This is a genomic window from Plantibacter sp. AC185 (assembly GCF_979258065.1).
Genome location: NZ_OZ409831.1, coordinates 660588 through 676759, shown reverse-complemented (window position 1 = coordinate 676759; position 16172 = coordinate 660588). Strand labels below are relative to the sequence as shown.

The window sequence follows — 16172 nt, the reverse complement described above, 5'->3', positions numbered from 1 at the left end:
GGGCGTCCGCGGCTACCGTTCATGATGGCACTCGAGATCGGCGCTGTCAGAACCCTTTTCCGGTGGGTCTCGGCGATCACATCGGCATCACCGGCCCCGGTTGTCGCCGGGGAGACCCGCGCCCCGACAATGAGCGAGGACCCCGCGGCGTTCGCCAGGCGGGGTCCTCGTCGTTCAGAGGGCGCGTCAGTCGCGCAGCTGCTCCTTGTAGTCGTTCTTCGCCTCGGTGGTGTCGCGCTCGGCTTCGGCCTTCTTCACGTCGGCCTCCGCCTGCTTCACCTTCGCGTCGGCCTTGGCCTCGTCGACCTTGTCACCGATTCGGTCCTTGGCGTCTTCGACGGTCTCGCCGATCTTCCGGCCGGTCGCCTCAGCAGCGTCCTTGGCGTTGTCCAGGAATCCCATGTCAGCTCCGTCTCTGATCCCGACTCTCGGTCACCGTTCCAGCCTCGCGGGCCCGCGCCCGCGAGGCAACCACTTGTGTTCCGAGGCGTGGACGGCTAGATCATGAGACGATCCGGCGCGCCGGGGCGCCGTCGCTCAGGGGGCGGGGGCGCCACCGTCGGTCGGGGTCGCGTGCGGCAGCCAGTCCTTGAGGATGACCTCCTCCGGGTCGACCAGACGTTCGGTGTGGAGGTCGTACTCCGGGTCACGCTCGGCGAGGAACCGGGTGACGGCGTCAGCGTCCTCGTTGTCGTGTCGACGTCGTGCGCGGTCTGCCGCGTCCTGCTCGGTGCTCATGGATCCCACCGTAGCTCAGCCTCCGGCGGAGGGTGCCGCCAGACACCCGGCGTCGGACAGCCGTCACCGAACGCGCGGCCGGATCCGTCCGGTCGGTCGTCGTGGGGTTCAGCGGAGACCCGCGACGGCCTCCACCGAGGCGACGACGGCGCTCGCCGTCCGGTCCAGCTCGGCCGCGGTGACGGCGGCGGTCCAACTGAAGCGCACGGCGGTCTGCGCGACCTCCGGAGCGATGCCGATCGCGAGGAGGACCGGTGACGGCTCGTCGCTGCCGGCGGCACACGCGGAGCCGCTCGAGGAGATGACGCCCCGCCGTTCGAGTTCGAGGAGGACCGCCTCGCCGGAGGTCCCGGGGAACACGAACGATGCGATACCCGGTAGGCGTCGTTCGGGGTGGCCCGTCAACCGAGCACGCGGGACCTCGTTCAGGACCCTCGCGATGAACGCGTCACGCAGTCCGCTGACGCGGTCCACCGCTTCCACCCGATCACGCTCGGCGAGCTCCAGCGCCGTCGCGAGCCCGACGGCGGCGGCCACCTGTTCGGTCCCGCTCCGGCGACCGCGTTCCTGACCGCCACCGTGCAGGAGCGGTTCCAACGGCAGGGAGCCGCGCACGGCGAGCAGTCCGACGCCCTTCGGAGCACCGAGCTTGTGGCCGGCGAGGCTCAGCGCGTCCACGCCGAGGCGATCCAGTCCGAGCCGCAGCCATCCCGCGGCCTGCACGGCGTCGGTGTGGAACGGGACGCCTGCGGCCTGGGCGACGCCTCCGAGCGCCGACAGGTCCTGGACCGTGCCGATCTCGTTGTTGGACGCCATCACCGAGACGAGCACTGTGTCCGGCCGCAGTGCAGCGGCGAGTTCGGCCGGGTCGACCAGGCCGGTCCCGTCCACCGGGAGGACGGTGGCCTCGACCCCGTGGAACCGCGTGAGGTACGCGACCGATTTCGCGACCGCCTCGTGCTCGATCGGCGAGGTGACGACATGGCGTCCGCGATCGAGGGCCGCCAGGGTGATGCCCTTGACTGCGAGGTTGTCCGCTTCGGTGCCGCCCGAGGTGAACACCACGTCTCCAGGTCGGACGCCCAGCACGGTCGCGACGCGTCGCCGGGCGTCCCGCAACGCCCCGGCCGCCGCCTCGCCGACGGTGTGATGACTCGACGGGTTGCCGAAGGTGCTCGTCAGGTACGGCCACATCGCCTCGAGCACCTCCGGGCGCACCGGCGTCGTCGCGGCGTTGTCGAGGTAGAGCATCTCAGTCGACCGAGACGTCGAGTCCGAGGTCGAGGGAACGGACACTGTGCGTGAGGGCGCCGGAGGAGATGACGTCCACGCCGGTCTCCGCGATGGCCCGCACCGTCGACAGCGTCACGTTGCCGCTCGCCTCCACGATGGCGCGGCCGGCGATCAGCGCGACGCCCTCGCGGAGCTCGTCGACGCTGAAGTTGTCGAGCATGATCGTGTCGACGCCCGCCGCCAGCACCGCCTCGATCTGGTCCAGGCGGTCGACCTCGACCTCGATCGTCGTCGTGTGCGGGAGCTCCTCGCGAGCCCGCAGCAGCGCCTCGGTGACCGTCAGCCCGCGCTCGAGGAGGACCGCCAGGTGGTTGTCCTTGACCATGACGGCGTCGGAGAGCGAATGGCGGTGGTTGTGTCCGCCGCCCGATCGCACCGCGTGGCGCTCGAAGACGCGCAGGCCCGGGGTCGTCTTCCGGGTGTCGACGATGCGGGCGCGGGTGTCCGACACGGCTTCGACGTAGGCCGCCGTGATGGTCGCGATGCCGCTCATCCGCTGCACGAAGTTCAGGGCGACGCGCTCAGCGGTCAGGATGGCATGCGCCGGACCCGACACCATGGCGATGGTGTCGCCCGCAGCGAACCGTTCGCCGTCCGCGACGAGGAACGCGACCGTGATGCGCGGGTCGGTCAGCCGGAACGCCGCCTCGAACACGGCCGAACCGCTGAAGACGCCCGCCTCGCGCGCGGTCAGGGAGGCCGAGGCCGTGGCGTCCTCCGGGATGAGGGTCGCCGCCGTCAGGTCGCCCCACGGGGCGTCCTCGACGAGGGCCGCGGTGACGGTGGTGTCGATGAGGTGTGGGGTCAGCATGGTGCGAGCACGGTTCCGTTCACGGATGGGTGGGTGGTGGGCTGGGGCGCGTCGGCCGGGGTCGCGAGGGTGATCGCGATCGGCGACGCCTGATCCGGATCGACACCGGGATGGTCGTCCCTGGCGTGGGCACCGCGTGACTCGGTGCGCGCGAGGGCAGCGGCGACAACGGCCCGGGCGAGCAGCAGGAGATTGCGGTCCTCGGTGGCCGCGACCGACCGTGGCGCGGTGACGACGTCGTCGAGCTCGGTCGACCAACGGTCCAGGGTCCGGCGCGCGAGCTCAAGACCACGCGCGTCACGGACCAGCCCGGCATCCCGCCACATCACGGCGTGGAGCGCCGCGCGGCTGAAGGGCTCGACGGCGTCCGTTGGGAGTCGGAGGTCGTCATCGGACGCACGGGGATCGAGGACGACCCGCTCACCACCGAGCCTCGGGCGACCGGCGATCGGACCCGGTGCCGCATCGATCGCCGCGACGGCGCGGGCCGCGAAGACGGCACCCTCGAGGAGCGAGTTGGAGGCGAGGCGGTTGGCACCGTGGACGCCCGTGCGTGCGACTTCGCCCACGGCGAGGAGCCCGGGCAGGGTGGTCCGGCCGTCGAGGTCCGTGGCGACACCGCCCATCCAATAGTGTGCGGCCGGGGCGACGGCGACCGGTGTGCGCGACCAGTCCACGCCGGACGTTCGGAGGTGCTCGTCGATCCCCGGGAACCGCGCGGCGAGGCGGTCCGCACCGAGCGCGGTCGCATCGAGCGTCACCGGGGCGCCGCCCTGCGCGGCCATGGCCCGGGCGATCCCTCGGGCGACGATGTCGCGTGGTGCCAGCTCGGCGTCGGGGTGCAGCGCCCGCATGAAGCGTTCACCGTTCGCGTCCCGGAGGACGGCCCCCTCGCCGCGGACGGCCTCGGAGACGAGGAAACTGCCGGGTGCGGCGAGCGCGGTCGGGTGGAACTGGACGAACTCCACGTCGGCCAGCACCGCTCCAGCACGGAGTGCTGCAGCGGCGCCGTCGCCCGTCGCCACCGCCGGGTTGGTCGTGAACGGGTAGAGCTGCCCGACACCGCCGGTGGCGAGGATCACGTGGTCGGCGTCGGCGGTGAACGCACCTCGCTCGGAGGACCGGAGGTGTGCACCGGTGACCGTCCCGGCGGTGACGACCAGGTCGACGAGGACGGTGTGCTCCAGCACGGTTACCCGCCGGGCCGCAAGCGTCTCGACGAGCGCCGTCTCGATCGCCGCGCCGGTCGCGTCACCACCGGCGTGCAGCACCCGGGGGTAGGAGTGGGCCGCTTCGAGGCCCTTCGCGAAGCCGTCGCCGTCGCGGTCGAACGCCACACCGAAGGCGATGAGCTCGCGGATCCGTTCGGGCCCCTCGGTGCAGAGCACCCGGACGGCCTCCTCGTCGCACAGCCCCGCACCGGCCAGCAGCGTGTCCCGGACGTGGTCCTCGACGCGGTCGTCGTCGAACATGACGCCGGCGATCCCGCCCTGCGCATAGCGCGTGTTGCTCTGGCCGAGGACGTCCTTGGTGACGACCACGACCTCGTGCCGTTCACTCGCGTGGATCGCGGCCACGAGCCCGGCGATCCCGCTCCCGACCACGAGCACCGTCGCCATGTCAGCCGGCCTGGGTTCCGACGGCGACCGGTGGCTTCGCGGCGAGCATGCGCTCGAGCGACAGGCGGGCCGGGACGGCCACGTCGTCGGAGACGGTGATGCGGTTGAGCACCTCGCCCGCGACGAGTCCTTCGAGCACCCAGGCCAGGTAGCCGGGGTGGATGCGGTACATCGTCGAGCAGGGGCAGATCACGTCGTCGAGGCAGAAGATCGTGTGCTGCGGGTACTGCGCGGCGAGGCGCTGCACCATGTTGATCTCGGTGCCGATCGCGAACGTGGTGCCGTCCGGCGCCGCCGCGATGGCCTTCTGGATGTAGTCCGTCGATCCAGCCTCGTCGGCGGCGTCGACGACCGCCATCGGGCACTCGGGGTGCACGATGACCCGGACGCCGGGGTGCTCCGCCCGGGCGCGGTCGATCTGGTCGACGGTGAACCGCTTGTGCACCGAGCAGAAGCCGTGCCACAGGATGACCTCTGCCTGCTCGAGGTCGGTCGCCTCGTTGCCGCCGAGCGGGCGGTTCGGGTTCCACATCGGCATGTGCTCGAGCGGCACGCCAAGCTTCTTGGCGGTGTTCCGACCCAGGTGCTGGTCCGGGAAGAACAGCACCCGCTGTCCGCGCTCGAAGGCCCACCGCAGGACCGTCTCCGCGTTGCTGGACGTGCAGACGATCCCGCCGTGCCGACCGCAGAAGCCCTTGAGCGCCGCCGAGGAGTTCATGTAGGTGACGGGGATGACCGGTACCCGGCCGTCGGCGTCCGGTTCGGTCCCGTAGAGCGCCTCGAGGGCCTCCCACGCCTCCTCGACCTGGTCGATGTCCGCCATGTCGGCCATCGAGCAGCCGGCGGCGAGGTTCGGGAGGATCACGGCCTGCTCGGGTCCGGACAGGAGGTCGGCCGTCTCGGCCATGAAGTGCACGCCGCAGAACACGATCGCCTCGGCCTCGGTGCGTGCCTTGGCCGCGTTCGCGAGCTGGAAGGAGTCGCCGATGTAGTCGGCGTGCTGGACCACCTCATCCCGCTGGTAGAAGTGCCCGAGGATCACGACGCGGTCTCCGAGGGTCTGCTTCGCGGCCACGATGCGGCGGTGGAGTTCATCGTTGGAGGCGTCGCGATAGGCGGCCGGAAGCTGGCCCTGCCGAGGCGAACCGGTCGGGATGACGTCGCCCATCGACGCGCCAGGGCCGTAGCTCGGCGGCTGCAGGTCGAACACCCAGGGCCCGGCCGCGAGCTCGGGCGCGCAGGTCGCGCCGTCGGACGCACCCTCGGTGATCTGCTGGATGGTGTCGTCGACGGATGCGGTGATGGTCATGCTGGCTCCTCGGACTGCTGACGGGTGGTCGGGGTGGACGTCGTGGGCCTGCGGCCCGTCGACCGCCCGGGCGACGGGGTCTCCGGTCGGGTGACGGGCTGGGTCCACCGGTAGAGCCGCGCCGGGCGGTGGCGCCCACCGGTGCGGAGTTCGTCGGTCTGCAGGACGAGACCGGAGGACTCGACCTGGCGCCGGAAGTTCGCGGGGTCGAGCTGCTTCTGCAACACCGCCTCGTGCACCTCCCGGAGTTCGGAGAGGGTGAAGGTCTCCCCGAGGAAGGCGTGCGCGATGTGGCTGTATTCCAGCTTGTTCCGGAGTCGCCACAGGGCGTACTCCACGATGTCGCGGTGGTCGAACGCCAACGGGGGGAGCGCGTCGGCCGGGAACCAGCGCACGTTCTGGCCGAGCCGCGTGCGCTTCGCCTCGTCGGACCCGACGAGCGCCCAGTAGACGATCGAGACGACCCGCTCGGCGGGGGAGCGGTCGAGGTCGCCGAACGCGTACAACTGCTCGAGGTACCGCGGGCGGAGTGAGGTGGTCGTCTCCAGGGTCGACGAGGCCGCGTCCGCGAGGGACTCCGCGGCACCGAGCGGGCCGCCCGGCAGCGCCCAGAGGCCGTCGTAGGGCTCACGGATGCGCCGGACGAGCGGGAGCCAGATGCCCGGCTGCGGGTCGGTCGCGCCGAACCCGTCGTCGGCTCGGAGCGTGAAGATGACGGTCGAGACCGCGAGGCCGACCTGCGGGTCCGTCTGCTCCGCGGGAGTCGTCGATCGCTGCATGGGGGATCTCCGTGTTCCGGAGCACCGGCGGCACTTCAGGTAGAAATGACCTGTACTCGATACAGGCTTAGTGTACACCTGACTCGAACAAGGTCCTGCGCCGAGGCGACCACTCGCGATATGCTGGCGGCTCAATCGAACATCGGGCCGCAAACACGATGCGGGAGAGCCGGTACGCCGGCACCGAAGGAGCAAGCCTCCCCGCCAATCTCTCAGGTCCTGTACCGCATCGGACTGGCCACTCTGGAAAGCAGCGCACGTTCGTGGTGCGCTCGCCGACGGTGAAAGCAGTGTCCGCAGCAGCGGCGCTCGTGAAGCTCTCAGGCCAATGACAGAGGGGGAGTTCCCAACGGGCACCGTCAGGTGCCCGCAGCGCACCACGCGACCCCGGAGAACTCGTGACCGACCTCGAACGAACCAGCCCGCTCCATGCCGTCCACGAAGCCGCCGGCGCGAGCTTCACGGACTTCGCCGGATGGCAGATGCCCGTGCGGTACTCGAGCGACCTCGCCGAGCACCACGCCGTGCGCACCGCCGCCGGCATCTTCGACATCTCCCACATGGCCGAGATCCAGGTCGTGGGCGACGACGCCGCCGACTTCCTCGACCAGGCGCTCGCGGGCAAGCTGTCCGCCATCGATCTGCTCCAGGCCAAGTACTCCCTGCTGCTGAACGAGGTCGGCGGCATCATCGACGACCTCGTCGTCTACCGCAACGGTGAGCACGAGTACCTCGTCGTCGCGAACGCGGGCAACCACGACGCCGTCGTCGCAGCGCTCACCGAGCGGGCCGCGGCGTTCGAGCACGTGGTCGTCATGGACCGCAGCGACGAGATCGCGCTCATCGCCGTCCAGGGGCCCGCCTCCCGCGCCATCCTCCAGGCGACCGAGGGGCTCCACATCCTGGACGAACTGCCCTCCCTCGACGAGGTGAAGTACTACCGCGCGACGGGTGCCTCCTTCGAGAACGGCACGGTCTTCATCGGGCGCACCGGGTACACCGGCGAGGACGGGTTCGAGCTGTACGTCGACGCGGCCGACGCCGTGGAGCTGTGGAACGCAATCGTCGCCGCCGGGACACCGCTCGGACTGGTCCCCGCCGGGCTCGCCAGTCGCGACACGCTCCGGCTCGAAGCCGGCATGCCGTTGTACGGCCACGAGCTCGGTCCGGACATGCTGCCCGTGCAGGCCGGACTCGGCCGCGTCGTCGCACTCGGCAAGCACGGCACGTTCATCGGTCGTGACGCCGTCGAGGCCGGTCCGGCGGACGACGCACCGGTGCTCGTCGCCCTCGTCTCCGAGGGGCGTCGTGCCGGTCGTGCCGGTTACCGTGTCCTCGCCGGCGACACGACCGTCGGCGAGGTGACGAGCGGGGCACTGTCGCCCACCCTCGGACACCCGATCGCCATGGCCTACGTGCACCCCGACCACGCCGAGCCGGGCACCGTGCTCGACATCGACGTCCGCGGCACGCGGATCCCCGCGACCGTCACCACGCTCCCCTTCTATTCGAGAGAGAAGTAACCCATGGCCGACAAGACCACCCTCAAGTACACCGCCGAGCACGAGTGGATCCGCGTCGAGGGCGATCTCGCCGTCATCGGGATCACCGACTACGCCGCCGAGAAGCTCGGCGACGTCGTCTTCGTGGACCTCCCCGCCGTCGGCGCGGCGCTCTCGGCCAGCACCGTGGTCGGCGAGATCGAGTCCACGAAGTCCGTCGGGGAGCTCTTCGCGCCACTCGACGGCGAGGTCGTCGAGGCCAACGACGCCGTCGTCGACGACCCGTCGCTCGTCAACAGCGACCCGTTCGGTGCCGGCTGGCTCGTCTCGGTGCGCTACGACGCGCTGCCCGACACGCTCCTCAGCTGGGACGACTACGCCGCGCTGGTGGGCGAGTGATGGCGGACCGCTTCGCAGAACGGCACATCGGAACCGACACCGCCGCCCAGGCGACGATGCTCGCCGCCGTCGGGTACGACAGCGTCGACGCTCTGCTCGCCGCGGCCGTCCCGTCCGCGATCACGGCCGCCGAACTCGCCTCGTCGAGCATCCCCGACGCCGCGACCGAGCGCGCGGCGCTCGCCGAACTCCGTGAGCTCGCCGGCCGCAACACGGTGAACCGGAGCCTGATCGGTCTCGGCTACTTCGACACGATCACACCGGCGGTCATCAAGCGGAACGTGCTCGAGAACCCCTCCTGGTACACGGCCTACACGCCGTACCAGCCCGAGATCTCGCAGGGCCGCCTCGAGGCGCTCATCAACTTCCAGACGATGGTCGCCGACCTCACCGGTCTCGACACGGCCAACGCCTCGATGCTCGACGAGAGCACCGCGGTCGTCGAAGGCATGCTCCTCGCGCGCCGGGCCTCGAAGCTCGCCGACGCGACGTTCATCGTCGACGCCGACGCGTACCCGCAGACGAAGGCGCTCCTCCGGAGTCGCGCGGAAGCGGTCGGCATCGACCTCGTCGAGCTGCCGTTGTCGATCACCTCGCCCGAGGACCTCCCGGCGGCGTTCGGTGTCTTCGTGCAGTACCCCGGTGCCTCCGGGCTCGTGTGGGACCCGTCGGCGATCATCGCGGCGGTCAAGGCGGCCGGCGGCGTGTCGGTCGTCGCGGCCGATCTCCTCGCCCTCACGCTCATCTCCTCGCCCGGTTCCCTCGGCGCGGACATCGCGGTCGGGACGAGCCAGCGCTTCGGCGTGCCGATGGGCTTCGGCGGGCCGCACGCTGGGTACCTCGCGGTCCGTAAGGGCCTCGAGCGCCAGATGCCCGGTCGCCTCGTCGGCGTCAGCCAGGACGCGGCGGGTCACCCCGCCTACCGGCTCACGCTGCAGACGCGCGAGCAGCACATCCGCCGTGAGAAGGCCACGAGCAACATCTGCACGGCCCAGGTCCTGCTGGCGGTCATGGCCGCGATGTACGCCGTGTACCACGGGCCAGACGGGCTCAAGCGGATCGCGCAGTCGGTGCACGCGACCACCGCGAGTGCAGCCCGTCTGCTGGGGTCGGCGGGTGTCGAGGTGCTCACGGAGCACTACTTCGACACCCTGCAGGTACGCGTCGCCGACAGCGCAGCGGTGGTGTCGGGTGCGCACGACCGCGGCCTCCTGCTGTGGGCCGTCGACGAGACGACCGTCTCGATGAGCTTCGACGAGGTGAGCGCGGTCGAGAGCGTCGTCCCGACCCTCGTCGAGGTGCTCACGACCGCTGGGACCGCCACCGCCGGAGAGCCGTCGGCATACGTCTTCGACGAGGGGGCGTCCGCCTCGGCGTTCGGTCCGAGCGCCGTGTCGGAGTACCCGGCCACGCTCGCCCGCGAGACCGAGTATCTGACGCACCCGGTGTTCAACACCCACCACTCGGAGACCGCCATGATGCGGTACCTCAAGCAGCTGGCCGACCGCGACTATGCGCTCGACCGGGGGATGATCCCGCTGGGTTCGTGCACGATGAAACTCAACGCCGCCACCGAGATGGAGGCCGTCACCTGGCCCGAGTTCGCCGGGCTGCACCCGTTCGCCCCGCGTGAGGACGTCGCAGGCTCGCTCGAACTCGTCGACCAGCTCGAGACCTGGCTGGCCGAGGTCACCGGGTACGACTCCGTGTCGCTGCAGCCGAACGCCGGCAGCCAGGGCGAGCTCGCCGGTCTCCTCGCCATCCGCGGCTACCACCGCGCGAACGGCGACGAGCAACGGACGGTCTGCCTCATCCCCTCGAGTGCGCACGGCACGAACGCGGCCTCCGCCGTCCTCGCCGGCATGCGTGTGGTCGTCGTCGCGTGCGACGCGCAGGGCAACGTCGACCTCGACGACCTCCGGTCGAAGATCGAGGCCAACGCCGAGTCCCTCGCCGCGCTCATGATCACCTACCCGTCCACCCACGGCGTCTACGAGCACGAGGTGAAGACCATCACCCAGACCGTGCACGACGCCGGCGGCCAGGTCTACGTCGACGGCGCGAACCTCAACGCCCTGCTCGGGTACGCGCGGTTCGGTGAGTTCGGCGGCGACGTCTCGCACCTGAACCTGCACAAGACGTTCTGCATCCCGCACGGCGGTGGCGGCCCCGGTGTCGGGCCGGTCGCCGCCAAGGCGCACCTCGCGCCGTTCCTGCCCGGTCACCCGCTGGCGCAGCGGGCCGAGCACCCGCTGCTCGGCGGCGGGACGGTCGTGCACGACGGCGGTCCGATCTCGGCGGCTCCCTACGGCAGCCCGAGCATCCTGCCGATCTCGTGGGCCTACGTCCGCATGATGGGTTCGGAAGGGCTCCGCGAGGCGACCGGGGCCGCGGTGCTCGCAGCGAACTACATCGCTGCGCGACTGAGCGACCACTATCCCGTCCTGTACACGGGCGACAGCGACCTCGTGGCGCACGAGTGCATCCTCGACCTCCGTCCGCTCAAGGAGGCGACCGGGATCTCCGTCGACGACGTGGCCAAGCGTCTCGTCGACTACGGGTTCCACGCGCCGACGATGTCGTTCCCCGTCGCGGGGACGCTCATGGTCGAGCCGACGGAGAGCGAGGACCTCACCGAGGTCGACCGCTTCGTCGACGCGATGATCGCGATCAAGGCGGAAGCGGACGCCGTCGCGGCGGGCGAGTGGCCTGCCGACGACAACCCGCTCGTCGGGGCGCCGCACACGGCCCAGTCGGTCATCGAGGGGGAGTGGACGCACGCGTACTCGCGCGAGCTCGCCGTCTACCCCGTACACACGCTCGTGCGTACGAAGTACTGGCCGCCGGTGCGTCGCATCGACCAGGCGTACGGCGACCGCAACCTCGTGTGCGCCTGCCCGCCGCCCGAGGCCTTCGCCTAGCCGGTCCATGAGCACTCCCTCGCCTATTCGTGGGCGAGGGAGTGCTCGTCCGCCCCGTGATGGGCGAACGGGTCGTCAGGAGGACGGCGTCGCGGCGAAGATCTCCGGCCACCAGGCGACGGCGAGCGGGAAGCCCGCGAACGAGATGATGTCGATGACGGTGTGCGCGACGACGAGCGGCATCACCCGCCCCCAGCGCTTGTAGCACCAGCCGAACGCGATCCCCATGGCGACGTTGCCGAAGAACGGCCCGATGCCCTGGTACAGGTGGTAGCTCCCGCGGAGGACGGCGGTCGACAGGATGATCGTCCACCACCCCCACCCGATCTCGCGGAGCCTGGTGTACAGGTAGCCGATGATGATGACCTCCTCCTGGAGGCCGGCGCGGAGGGCGGAGAAGACGAGCATCGGGATCGTCCACCAGTACATGGTGTCGGGGAACGTCGAGACCGCGACCGTGACGCCGAGTGCGCGGCCCAACGCGTACACACCGATGCCGGGGACACCGATAGCGGCGACGAGCAGCAGACCGCGGCCGAGGTCGCGTCCGGGTGAGCGGAGGTCGAGTCCCATCCGCGCGAAGCCGCTGCGTCCGGGCTGCCAGAGCAGGTAGATGACGAGGGCGACCGGCGCGAGCTGGAAGAAGAGCCCGAGGAACTGGTAGCTGAAGTCGAGCCACTCCCGGGTGGCCTGCGTGGTGTTGATCGCCGCAGATTGATCGGAGAGCGGCGGCCCCGCGGTGAGCTTCGCGATGAGCGAGATGATCGAGTACACCGCCGACGCCCCGAGGCTCAGCGCGAGGACGATGCCGATCTCCCACCACCGACGGCTGTCTCCGGCGCCCTCGGGGAGGTCCGGTCCCCGCTCGGTGGTGTTCTGCTCGCTCACCGGTCCATTCTGCTGGCTGGTGGCTCCGAGCGCACCGCATACCATCTGCGCGTCCGCTCGGCGGATATCGGGAGATGAGCGCCTTACGATTCGTATCCAGAACGACGAAGCGACCGCACGAGTTTTGCGATCATGATCGTTCTGTTGCGTCGTGGGCGGGATCCGTGCACGAAAAAGCATCCGTGAGCAACAATCCGTCGATTGGGTTACCGCTGTGTAACGTTTGGCGTCCCAGTTTGCTCGCCGTCCTGCTTCTGCTTATCGTCAGAGTATTCAAAGAGCGATCCAGCGCACACGATGCGCTGTTTTCGCTTGCCCTTTCCCCAAGGAGGAACTGTGAAGTTCAGTCGGTTCGGCTCTGCCGCCGCCATCATCGCAGCAGGGGCTCTCGTCCTCACCGGTTGTTCCGGTGGCGGTTCCAGCAGCGAGAGCACCAGCAGCGCATCATCCGTCATCACGACCAACGGCTCCGAGCCGGAGTCGGGCCTCATCCCCAGCGACACCAACGAGGTCGGTGGCGGAAAGATCATCGACGAGGTCTTCGCAGGCCTCCGCTACTACGCGGCCGACGGCAAGCCGGTCGACGACCTGGCCGAGTCGATCGACACCGATGACTCGACCACCTTCACGATCAAGATCAAGGCTGATCAGAAGTTCACCAACGGCGACCCCGTCACCGCTGACTCGTTCGTCATGGCTTGGCAGGACGCCGTCGTCAACCTCCGCAAGAACGCCTCGTTCTTCGCTGACGTCGAGGGCTACAACGAAGACGGCCAGCCCCTCACCGGCCTGAGCGTCGTCGACGACACCACCTTCACGGTGAAGCTGTCCGCACCTGCATCGGACTTCCCGCTGCGTCTGGGCTACTCCGCCTTCTACCCGCTGCCCGCTGCAGCGTTCGACGCGGCCGGCAAGGTCACGGACGAGTTCGGACAGAACCCGATCGGCAACGGCCCGTACAAGGTCGACGGCGACAAGGCGTGGAAGCACAACGAGTCGATCAAGCTCGTCAAGAACGACGAGTACAAGGGTGGCCGCGAAGCCAAGAACGGTGGCCTGACCATCACGTTCTACAAGGACTTCGACAGCGCCTACGCCGACCTGCTGAGCGGCAACCTCGACGTCCTGGACCAGATCCCGGACTCCGCGCTCTCCACCTACCAGGACGACCTGGGCGACCGCGCGGTCAACCAGCCGGCCGCGGTGTTCCAGTCCTTCACGATCCCGGCTCGCCTCCCGCACTTCAGCGGTGAAGAGGGTCAGCTGCGTCGTCAGGCCATCTCGTACGCGATCAACCGTGAAGAGATCACCAAGGTCATCTTCAACGGGACCCGCACGCCGGCGACCGACTTCACCTCGCCGGTCATCGACGGCTACTCGAAGGACATCGAAGGTAACGACGTCCTCAAGTACAACGAGAAGAAGGCCAAGGAACTCTGGGCCGAGGCCGACGCCATCTCCCCGTGGGACGGCTCCTTCCAGATCGCGTACAACGCCGACGGGCCGCACCAGGCCTGGGTCGACGCAGTGACCAACGGCATCAAGAACGTCCTGGGCATCGAGTCCTCGGGCGTCCCGGTCGCCGTCTTCGGTGACTTCCGCGCCGGCATCACCAACCGCTCCATCGAGACGGCGTTCCGCTCCGGATGGCAGGCCGACTACCCGGGTCTGTACAACTTCCTCGCTCCGCTCTACGCGACCGGTGCTTCCTCGAACGACGGTGACTACTCGAGCCCCGAGTTCGACAAGCTCCTCTCCGAGGGTTCGTCCGAGACCGACCTGGACGCTGCGAACAAGAAGTTCCAGGACGCCCAGGCGGTCCTCTTCAAGGACCTGCCGGCCATCCCGCTCTGGTACCAGAACGTGAGCGGCGGCTTCGGCGAAGGCGTGCAGAACGTCGAGTTCGGTTGGAACTCGGTGCCGCTGTACTACGAGATCACCAAGTAGTCTTGTAGCGGCATAGCTGGGTGGGTCCGGTTCGTCCGGGCCCACCCAGCTTCACGAGTTCAGGAGTCCCACACCATGGGCGGTTACATTCTTCGTCGTGTCCTGCAGGCTATCCCCGTACTGCTCGGCACGACCTTCCTCATCTATTTCATGGTCTTCGCGTTGCCCGGTGATCCCGTGCTCGCATTGTTCGGCGACAAGACGCCGAGCGCCGCGCAGATCGCTCAACTCAACGCCGAGTACAACCTCGACAAGCCGTTCATCGTGCAGTACTTCCTGTACCTCGGCGGCATCTTCACCGGCGACCTCGGAACGTCCTTCTCCGGGCAGCCGGTCAGCGAGATCCTCGCGCAGGCCTTCCCGGTCACGCTGCGGCTCGCCGTCATCGCCGTCTTCTTCGAGATGGTCGCCGGCATCACGATCGGTCTCATCTCCGGCATCCGCAAGGGCGGCATCTTCGACGCCTCGTTCCTCGTGGTCAGCCTGATCCTCATCTCGCTCCCCGTCTTCGTCATCGCGTTCGTCGCGCAGTACGTGTTCGGGATCCAGCTCGGGTGGTTCAGACCGACGGTCGGCCCGGGCGCGCCGATACAAGACCTCTTACTCCCCGCACTGGTCCTCGCCACCATCAGCTTCGCGCAGATCGTGCGGTTGACCCGGTCCTCGGTCATCGAGACGCAGTCGCTCGACTTCGTCCGTACGGCGTACTCGAAGGGCCTCAGCCGTCGCCGGGTCATCCCCGTGCACATCCTGCGCAACTCGCTGATCCCGGTCGTGACCTACCTCGCGGTGGACTTCGGTGTGCTGATCGTCGGCGCCACGGTGACCGAGGGCATCTTCAACGTCCCCGGTGTCGGCCGCACGCTCTACCAGGCCATCCTCCGAGGAGAAGGCCCGACCGTGGTGTCCTTCGTGACGGTGATGGTGTTGTTCTACCTCATCATCAACCTCGTCATCGACCTCTTCTACGCCGTGCTCGACCCAAGGATCCGCTATGTCAAGTAATGATCAGGAGCCGACGATCAAGCGATCCCCGAATCACTTCGTCGCGCCGCTCGAAGAGACCCCCCTCGCGGTCATCGACGCCGTCAAGGTCGACGAGAAGGTCAGCAACCTCTGGACCGACGCGTGGGCGTTCATGCGCCGTCGTCCCATGTTCTGGATCTCGTCCGTCCTCATCCTGCTCGTCGTGGTCGTGGGCCTGTTCCCCTTCCTCTTCACGCAGACGCCCCCGAACAACCAGTGCTTCCTCGAGAACAGCAACGGCGGGCCTGAGGCCGGTCACATCCTCGGGTTCACGAAGCAGGGCTGCGACATCTTCGCGCGGGTCATCTACGGGACCTCCACGTCGCTGTCCGTCGGTCTCATCGTGACGCTCATCACCGCCACACTCGGGATCGTGTTCGGCGCCTTCGCCGGCTTCTACGGCGGTTGGGTCGACTCGGTGCTGTCCCGCATCGGCGACATCTTCTTCTCCATCCCGTACATCCTCGCGGCCGTCGTCGTCATGTCGGTGCTCGCGAAGTACCGGAGCGTGTGGACGATCTCCTTGGCGATCGGTCTGTTCGCCTGGCCATCCGTCGCCCGAGTGCTTCGAGCGGAGGTGCTCAGGGTCAAGAACGCGGACTACGTCCAAGCGTCCATCGCGCTGGGTGTCTCACGCTTCAAGATCCTCCTGCGCCACGTGCTGCCGAACGCGATCCCACCGGTGATCGTCGTCATCACGATCTCGCTGGCGTCCGCGATCGTCGCCGAGGCGACGCTGTCCTTCCTCGGCGTGGGGCTCGGAAGCGAGACCATGTCCTGGGGCAACGACATCAGCCAGGCGCAGCGTGACCTCCGCACGGCGCCGCAGGTGCTGATCTACCCGTCGATCGCGCTGTCGCTCACCGTGCTCAGCTTCATCATGATGGGCGAAGTCCTGCGAGACGCGCTCGACCCGAAGGCGAGGGCCCTGCGTTGAACG

14 protein-coding genes and 2 riboswitches are annotated in these 16172 nt (G+C 68.9%); of the genes, 6 read left to right on the top strand and 8 right to left on the bottom strand.

Annotation, left to right across the window (positions count from 1 at the left end; genetic code table 11):
- Positions 1-186: 186 nt before the first annotated feature.
- From ACZZZB_RS03245 to ACZZZB_RS03215, 7 genes are all read right to left on the bottom strand, one after another.
- Positions 187-402: a hypothetical protein gene (locus tag ACZZZB_RS03245; RefSeq protein ID WP_079705518.1), complete on the bottom strand. Its 216-nt coding sequence runs from the start codon at positions 400-402 to the stop codon at positions 187-189.
- 135 nt (positions 403-537) lie between these two features.
- Entirely contained in the window at positions 538-738 is a 201-nt protein-coding gene (locus ACZZZB_RS03240; protein ID WP_064296429.1) for a hypothetical protein, read from the bottom strand.
- Positions 739-846: 108 nt separating this feature from the next.
- Positions 847-1989 carry a cysteine desulfurase family protein gene (locus ACZZZB_RS03235; RefSeq protein WP_463528991.1) on the bottom strand — a complete coding sequence of 381 codons (1143 nt, stop codon included), beginning with the start codon at positions 1987-1989 and terminating at the stop codon, positions 847-849.
- Between the two features lies 1 nt (position 1990).
- Entirely contained in the window at positions 1991-2842 is an 852-nt protein-coding gene (gene nadC / locus ACZZZB_RS03230) for a carboxylating nicotinate-nucleotide diphosphorylase (RefSeq protein ID WP_463528990.1), read from the bottom strand.
- Positions 2836-4461 carry an L-aspartate oxidase gene (nadB, locus tag ACZZZB_RS03225; RefSeq protein ID WP_463528989.1) on the bottom strand — a complete coding sequence of 542 codons (1626 nt, stop codon included), beginning with the start codon at positions 4459-4461 and terminating at the stop codon, positions 2836-2838. Before nadB ends, nadC begins: the two co-directional genes overlap by 7 nt.
- A 1-nt stretch (position 4462) precedes the next feature.
- Positions 4463-5770, bottom strand: a complete 1308-nt coding sequence (nadA, locus tag ACZZZB_RS03220) for a quinolinate synthase NadA (protein ID WP_124769001.1) — start codon at positions 5768-5770, stop codon at positions 4463-4465.
- The gene (locus ACZZZB_RS03215) at positions 5767-6549 is read right to left on the bottom strand and encodes an NUDIX hydrolase (protein ID WP_202939609.1); all 783 of its coding nucleotides are present in this window, start codon (positions 6547-6549) and stop codon (positions 5767-5769) included. Before ACZZZB_RS03215 ends, nadA begins: the two co-directional genes overlap by 4 nt.
- A 151-nt stretch (positions 6550-6700) precedes the next feature.
- Positions 6701-6786: riboswitch (glycine riboswitch) on the top strand.
- Position 6787: 1 nt separating this feature from the next.
- Positions 6788-6891, top strand: a riboswitch (glycine riboswitch).
- Between the two features lie 56 nt (positions 6892-6947).
- On the opposite strand from ACZZZB_RS03215, the gene gcvT reads away from it, so the two are divergent.
- The 3 genes from gcvT to gcvP are packed head-to-tail and all read left to right on the top strand — an operon-like array spanning position 6948 to position 11371.
- Positions 6948-8072, top strand: coding sequence for a glycine cleavage system aminomethyltransferase GcvT (gcvT, locus tag ACZZZB_RS03210; protein ID WP_202939610.1), 1125 nt, complete (start codon positions 6948-6950; stop codon positions 8070-8072).
- Between the two features lie 3 nt (positions 8073-8075).
- On the top strand, positions 8076-8450 hold the full coding sequence (gene gcvH / locus ACZZZB_RS03205; RefSeq protein WP_064296422.1) for a glycine cleavage system protein GcvH: 375 nt from the start codon (positions 8076-8078) through the stop codon (positions 8448-8450).
- On the top strand, positions 8450-11371 hold the full coding sequence (gene gcvP / locus ACZZZB_RS03200; RefSeq protein ID WP_463528988.1) for an aminomethyl-transferring glycine dehydrogenase: 2922 nt from the start codon (positions 8450-8452) through the stop codon (positions 11369-11371). Before gcvH ends, gcvP begins: the two co-directional genes overlap by 1 nt.
- 75 nt (positions 11372-11446) lie before the next feature.
- Here gcvP and ACZZZB_RS03195 read toward each other — a convergent pair whose 3' ends face one another.
- Entirely contained in the window at positions 11447-12259 is an 813-nt protein-coding gene (locus ACZZZB_RS03195) for a CPBP family intramembrane glutamic endopeptidase (protein ID WP_307783541.1), read from the bottom strand.
- A gap of 336 nt (positions 12260-12595) precedes the next feature.
- Between ACZZZB_RS03195 and ACZZZB_RS03190 the strand changes: the two genes are divergently transcribed.
- The 3 genes from ACZZZB_RS03190 to ACZZZB_RS03180 all read left to right on the top strand — a co-directional run bounded on the left by ACZZZB_RS03190 (position 12596) and on the right by ACZZZB_RS03180 (position 16169).
- Positions 12596-14206: a peptide ABC transporter substrate-binding protein gene (locus ACZZZB_RS03190; protein ID WP_463528987.1), complete on the top strand. Its 1611-nt coding sequence runs from the start codon at positions 12596-12598 to the stop codon at positions 14204-14206.
- A 75-nt stretch (positions 14207-14281) separates the two neighbouring features.
- Positions 14282-15211 carry an ABC transporter permease gene (locus ACZZZB_RS03185; RefSeq protein WP_064296418.1) on the top strand — a complete coding sequence of 310 codons (930 nt, stop codon included), beginning with the start codon at positions 14282-14284 and terminating at the stop codon, positions 15209-15211.
- Entirely contained in the window at positions 15201-16169 is a 969-nt protein-coding gene (locus tag ACZZZB_RS03180; RefSeq protein ID WP_064296417.1) for an ABC transporter permease, read from the top strand. The genes ACZZZB_RS03185 and ACZZZB_RS03180 overlap by 11 nt, the downstream gene beginning before the upstream one ends.
- Positions 16170-16172: the final 3 nt, after the last annotated feature.

Excerpts from the sequence above, each read along its gene's own strand:
- ACZZZB_RS03245 (WP_079705518.1), bottom strand. The coding sequence starts at position 402 with ATGGGATTCCTGGACAACGCCAAGGACGCTGCTGAGGCGACCGGCCGG.
- ACZZZB_RS03240 (WP_064296429.1), bottom strand. The coding sequence starts at position 738 with ATGAGCACCGAGCAGGACGCGGCAGACCGCGCACGACGTCGACACGAC.
- ACZZZB_RS03235 (WP_463528991.1), bottom strand. The coding sequence starts at position 1,989 with ATGCTCTACCTCGACAACGCCGCGACGACGCCGGTGCGCCCGGAGGTG.
- nadC (WP_463528990.1), bottom strand. The coding sequence starts at position 2,842 with ATGCTGACCCCACACCTCATCGACACCACCGTCACCGCGGCCCTCGTC.
- nadB (WP_463528989.1), bottom strand. The coding sequence starts at position 4,461 with ATGGCGACGGTGCTCGTGGTCGGGAGCGGGATCGCCGGGCTCGTGGCC.
- nadA (WP_124769001.1), bottom strand. The coding sequence starts at position 5,770 with ATGACCATCACCGCATCCGTCGACGACACCATCCAGCAGATCACCGAG.
- ACZZZB_RS03215 (WP_202939609.1), bottom strand. The coding sequence starts at position 6,549 with ATGCAGCGATCGACGACTCCCGCGGAGCAGACGGACCCGCAGGTCGGC.
- gcvH (WP_064296422.1), top strand. The coding sequence starts at position 8,076 with ATGGCCGACAAGACCACCCTCAAGTACACCGCCGAGCACGAGTGGATC.
- gcvP (WP_463528988.1), top strand. The coding sequence starts at position 8,450 with ATGGCGGACCGCTTCGCAGAACGGCACATCGGAACCGACACCGCCGCC.
- ACZZZB_RS03185 (WP_064296418.1), top strand. The coding sequence starts at position 14,282 with ATGGGCGGTTACATTCTTCGTCGTGTCCTGCAGGCTATCCCCGTACTG.
- ACZZZB_RS03180 (WP_064296417.1), top strand. The coding sequence starts at position 15,201 with ATGTCAAGTAATGATCAGGAGCCGACGATCAAGCGATCCCCGAATCAC.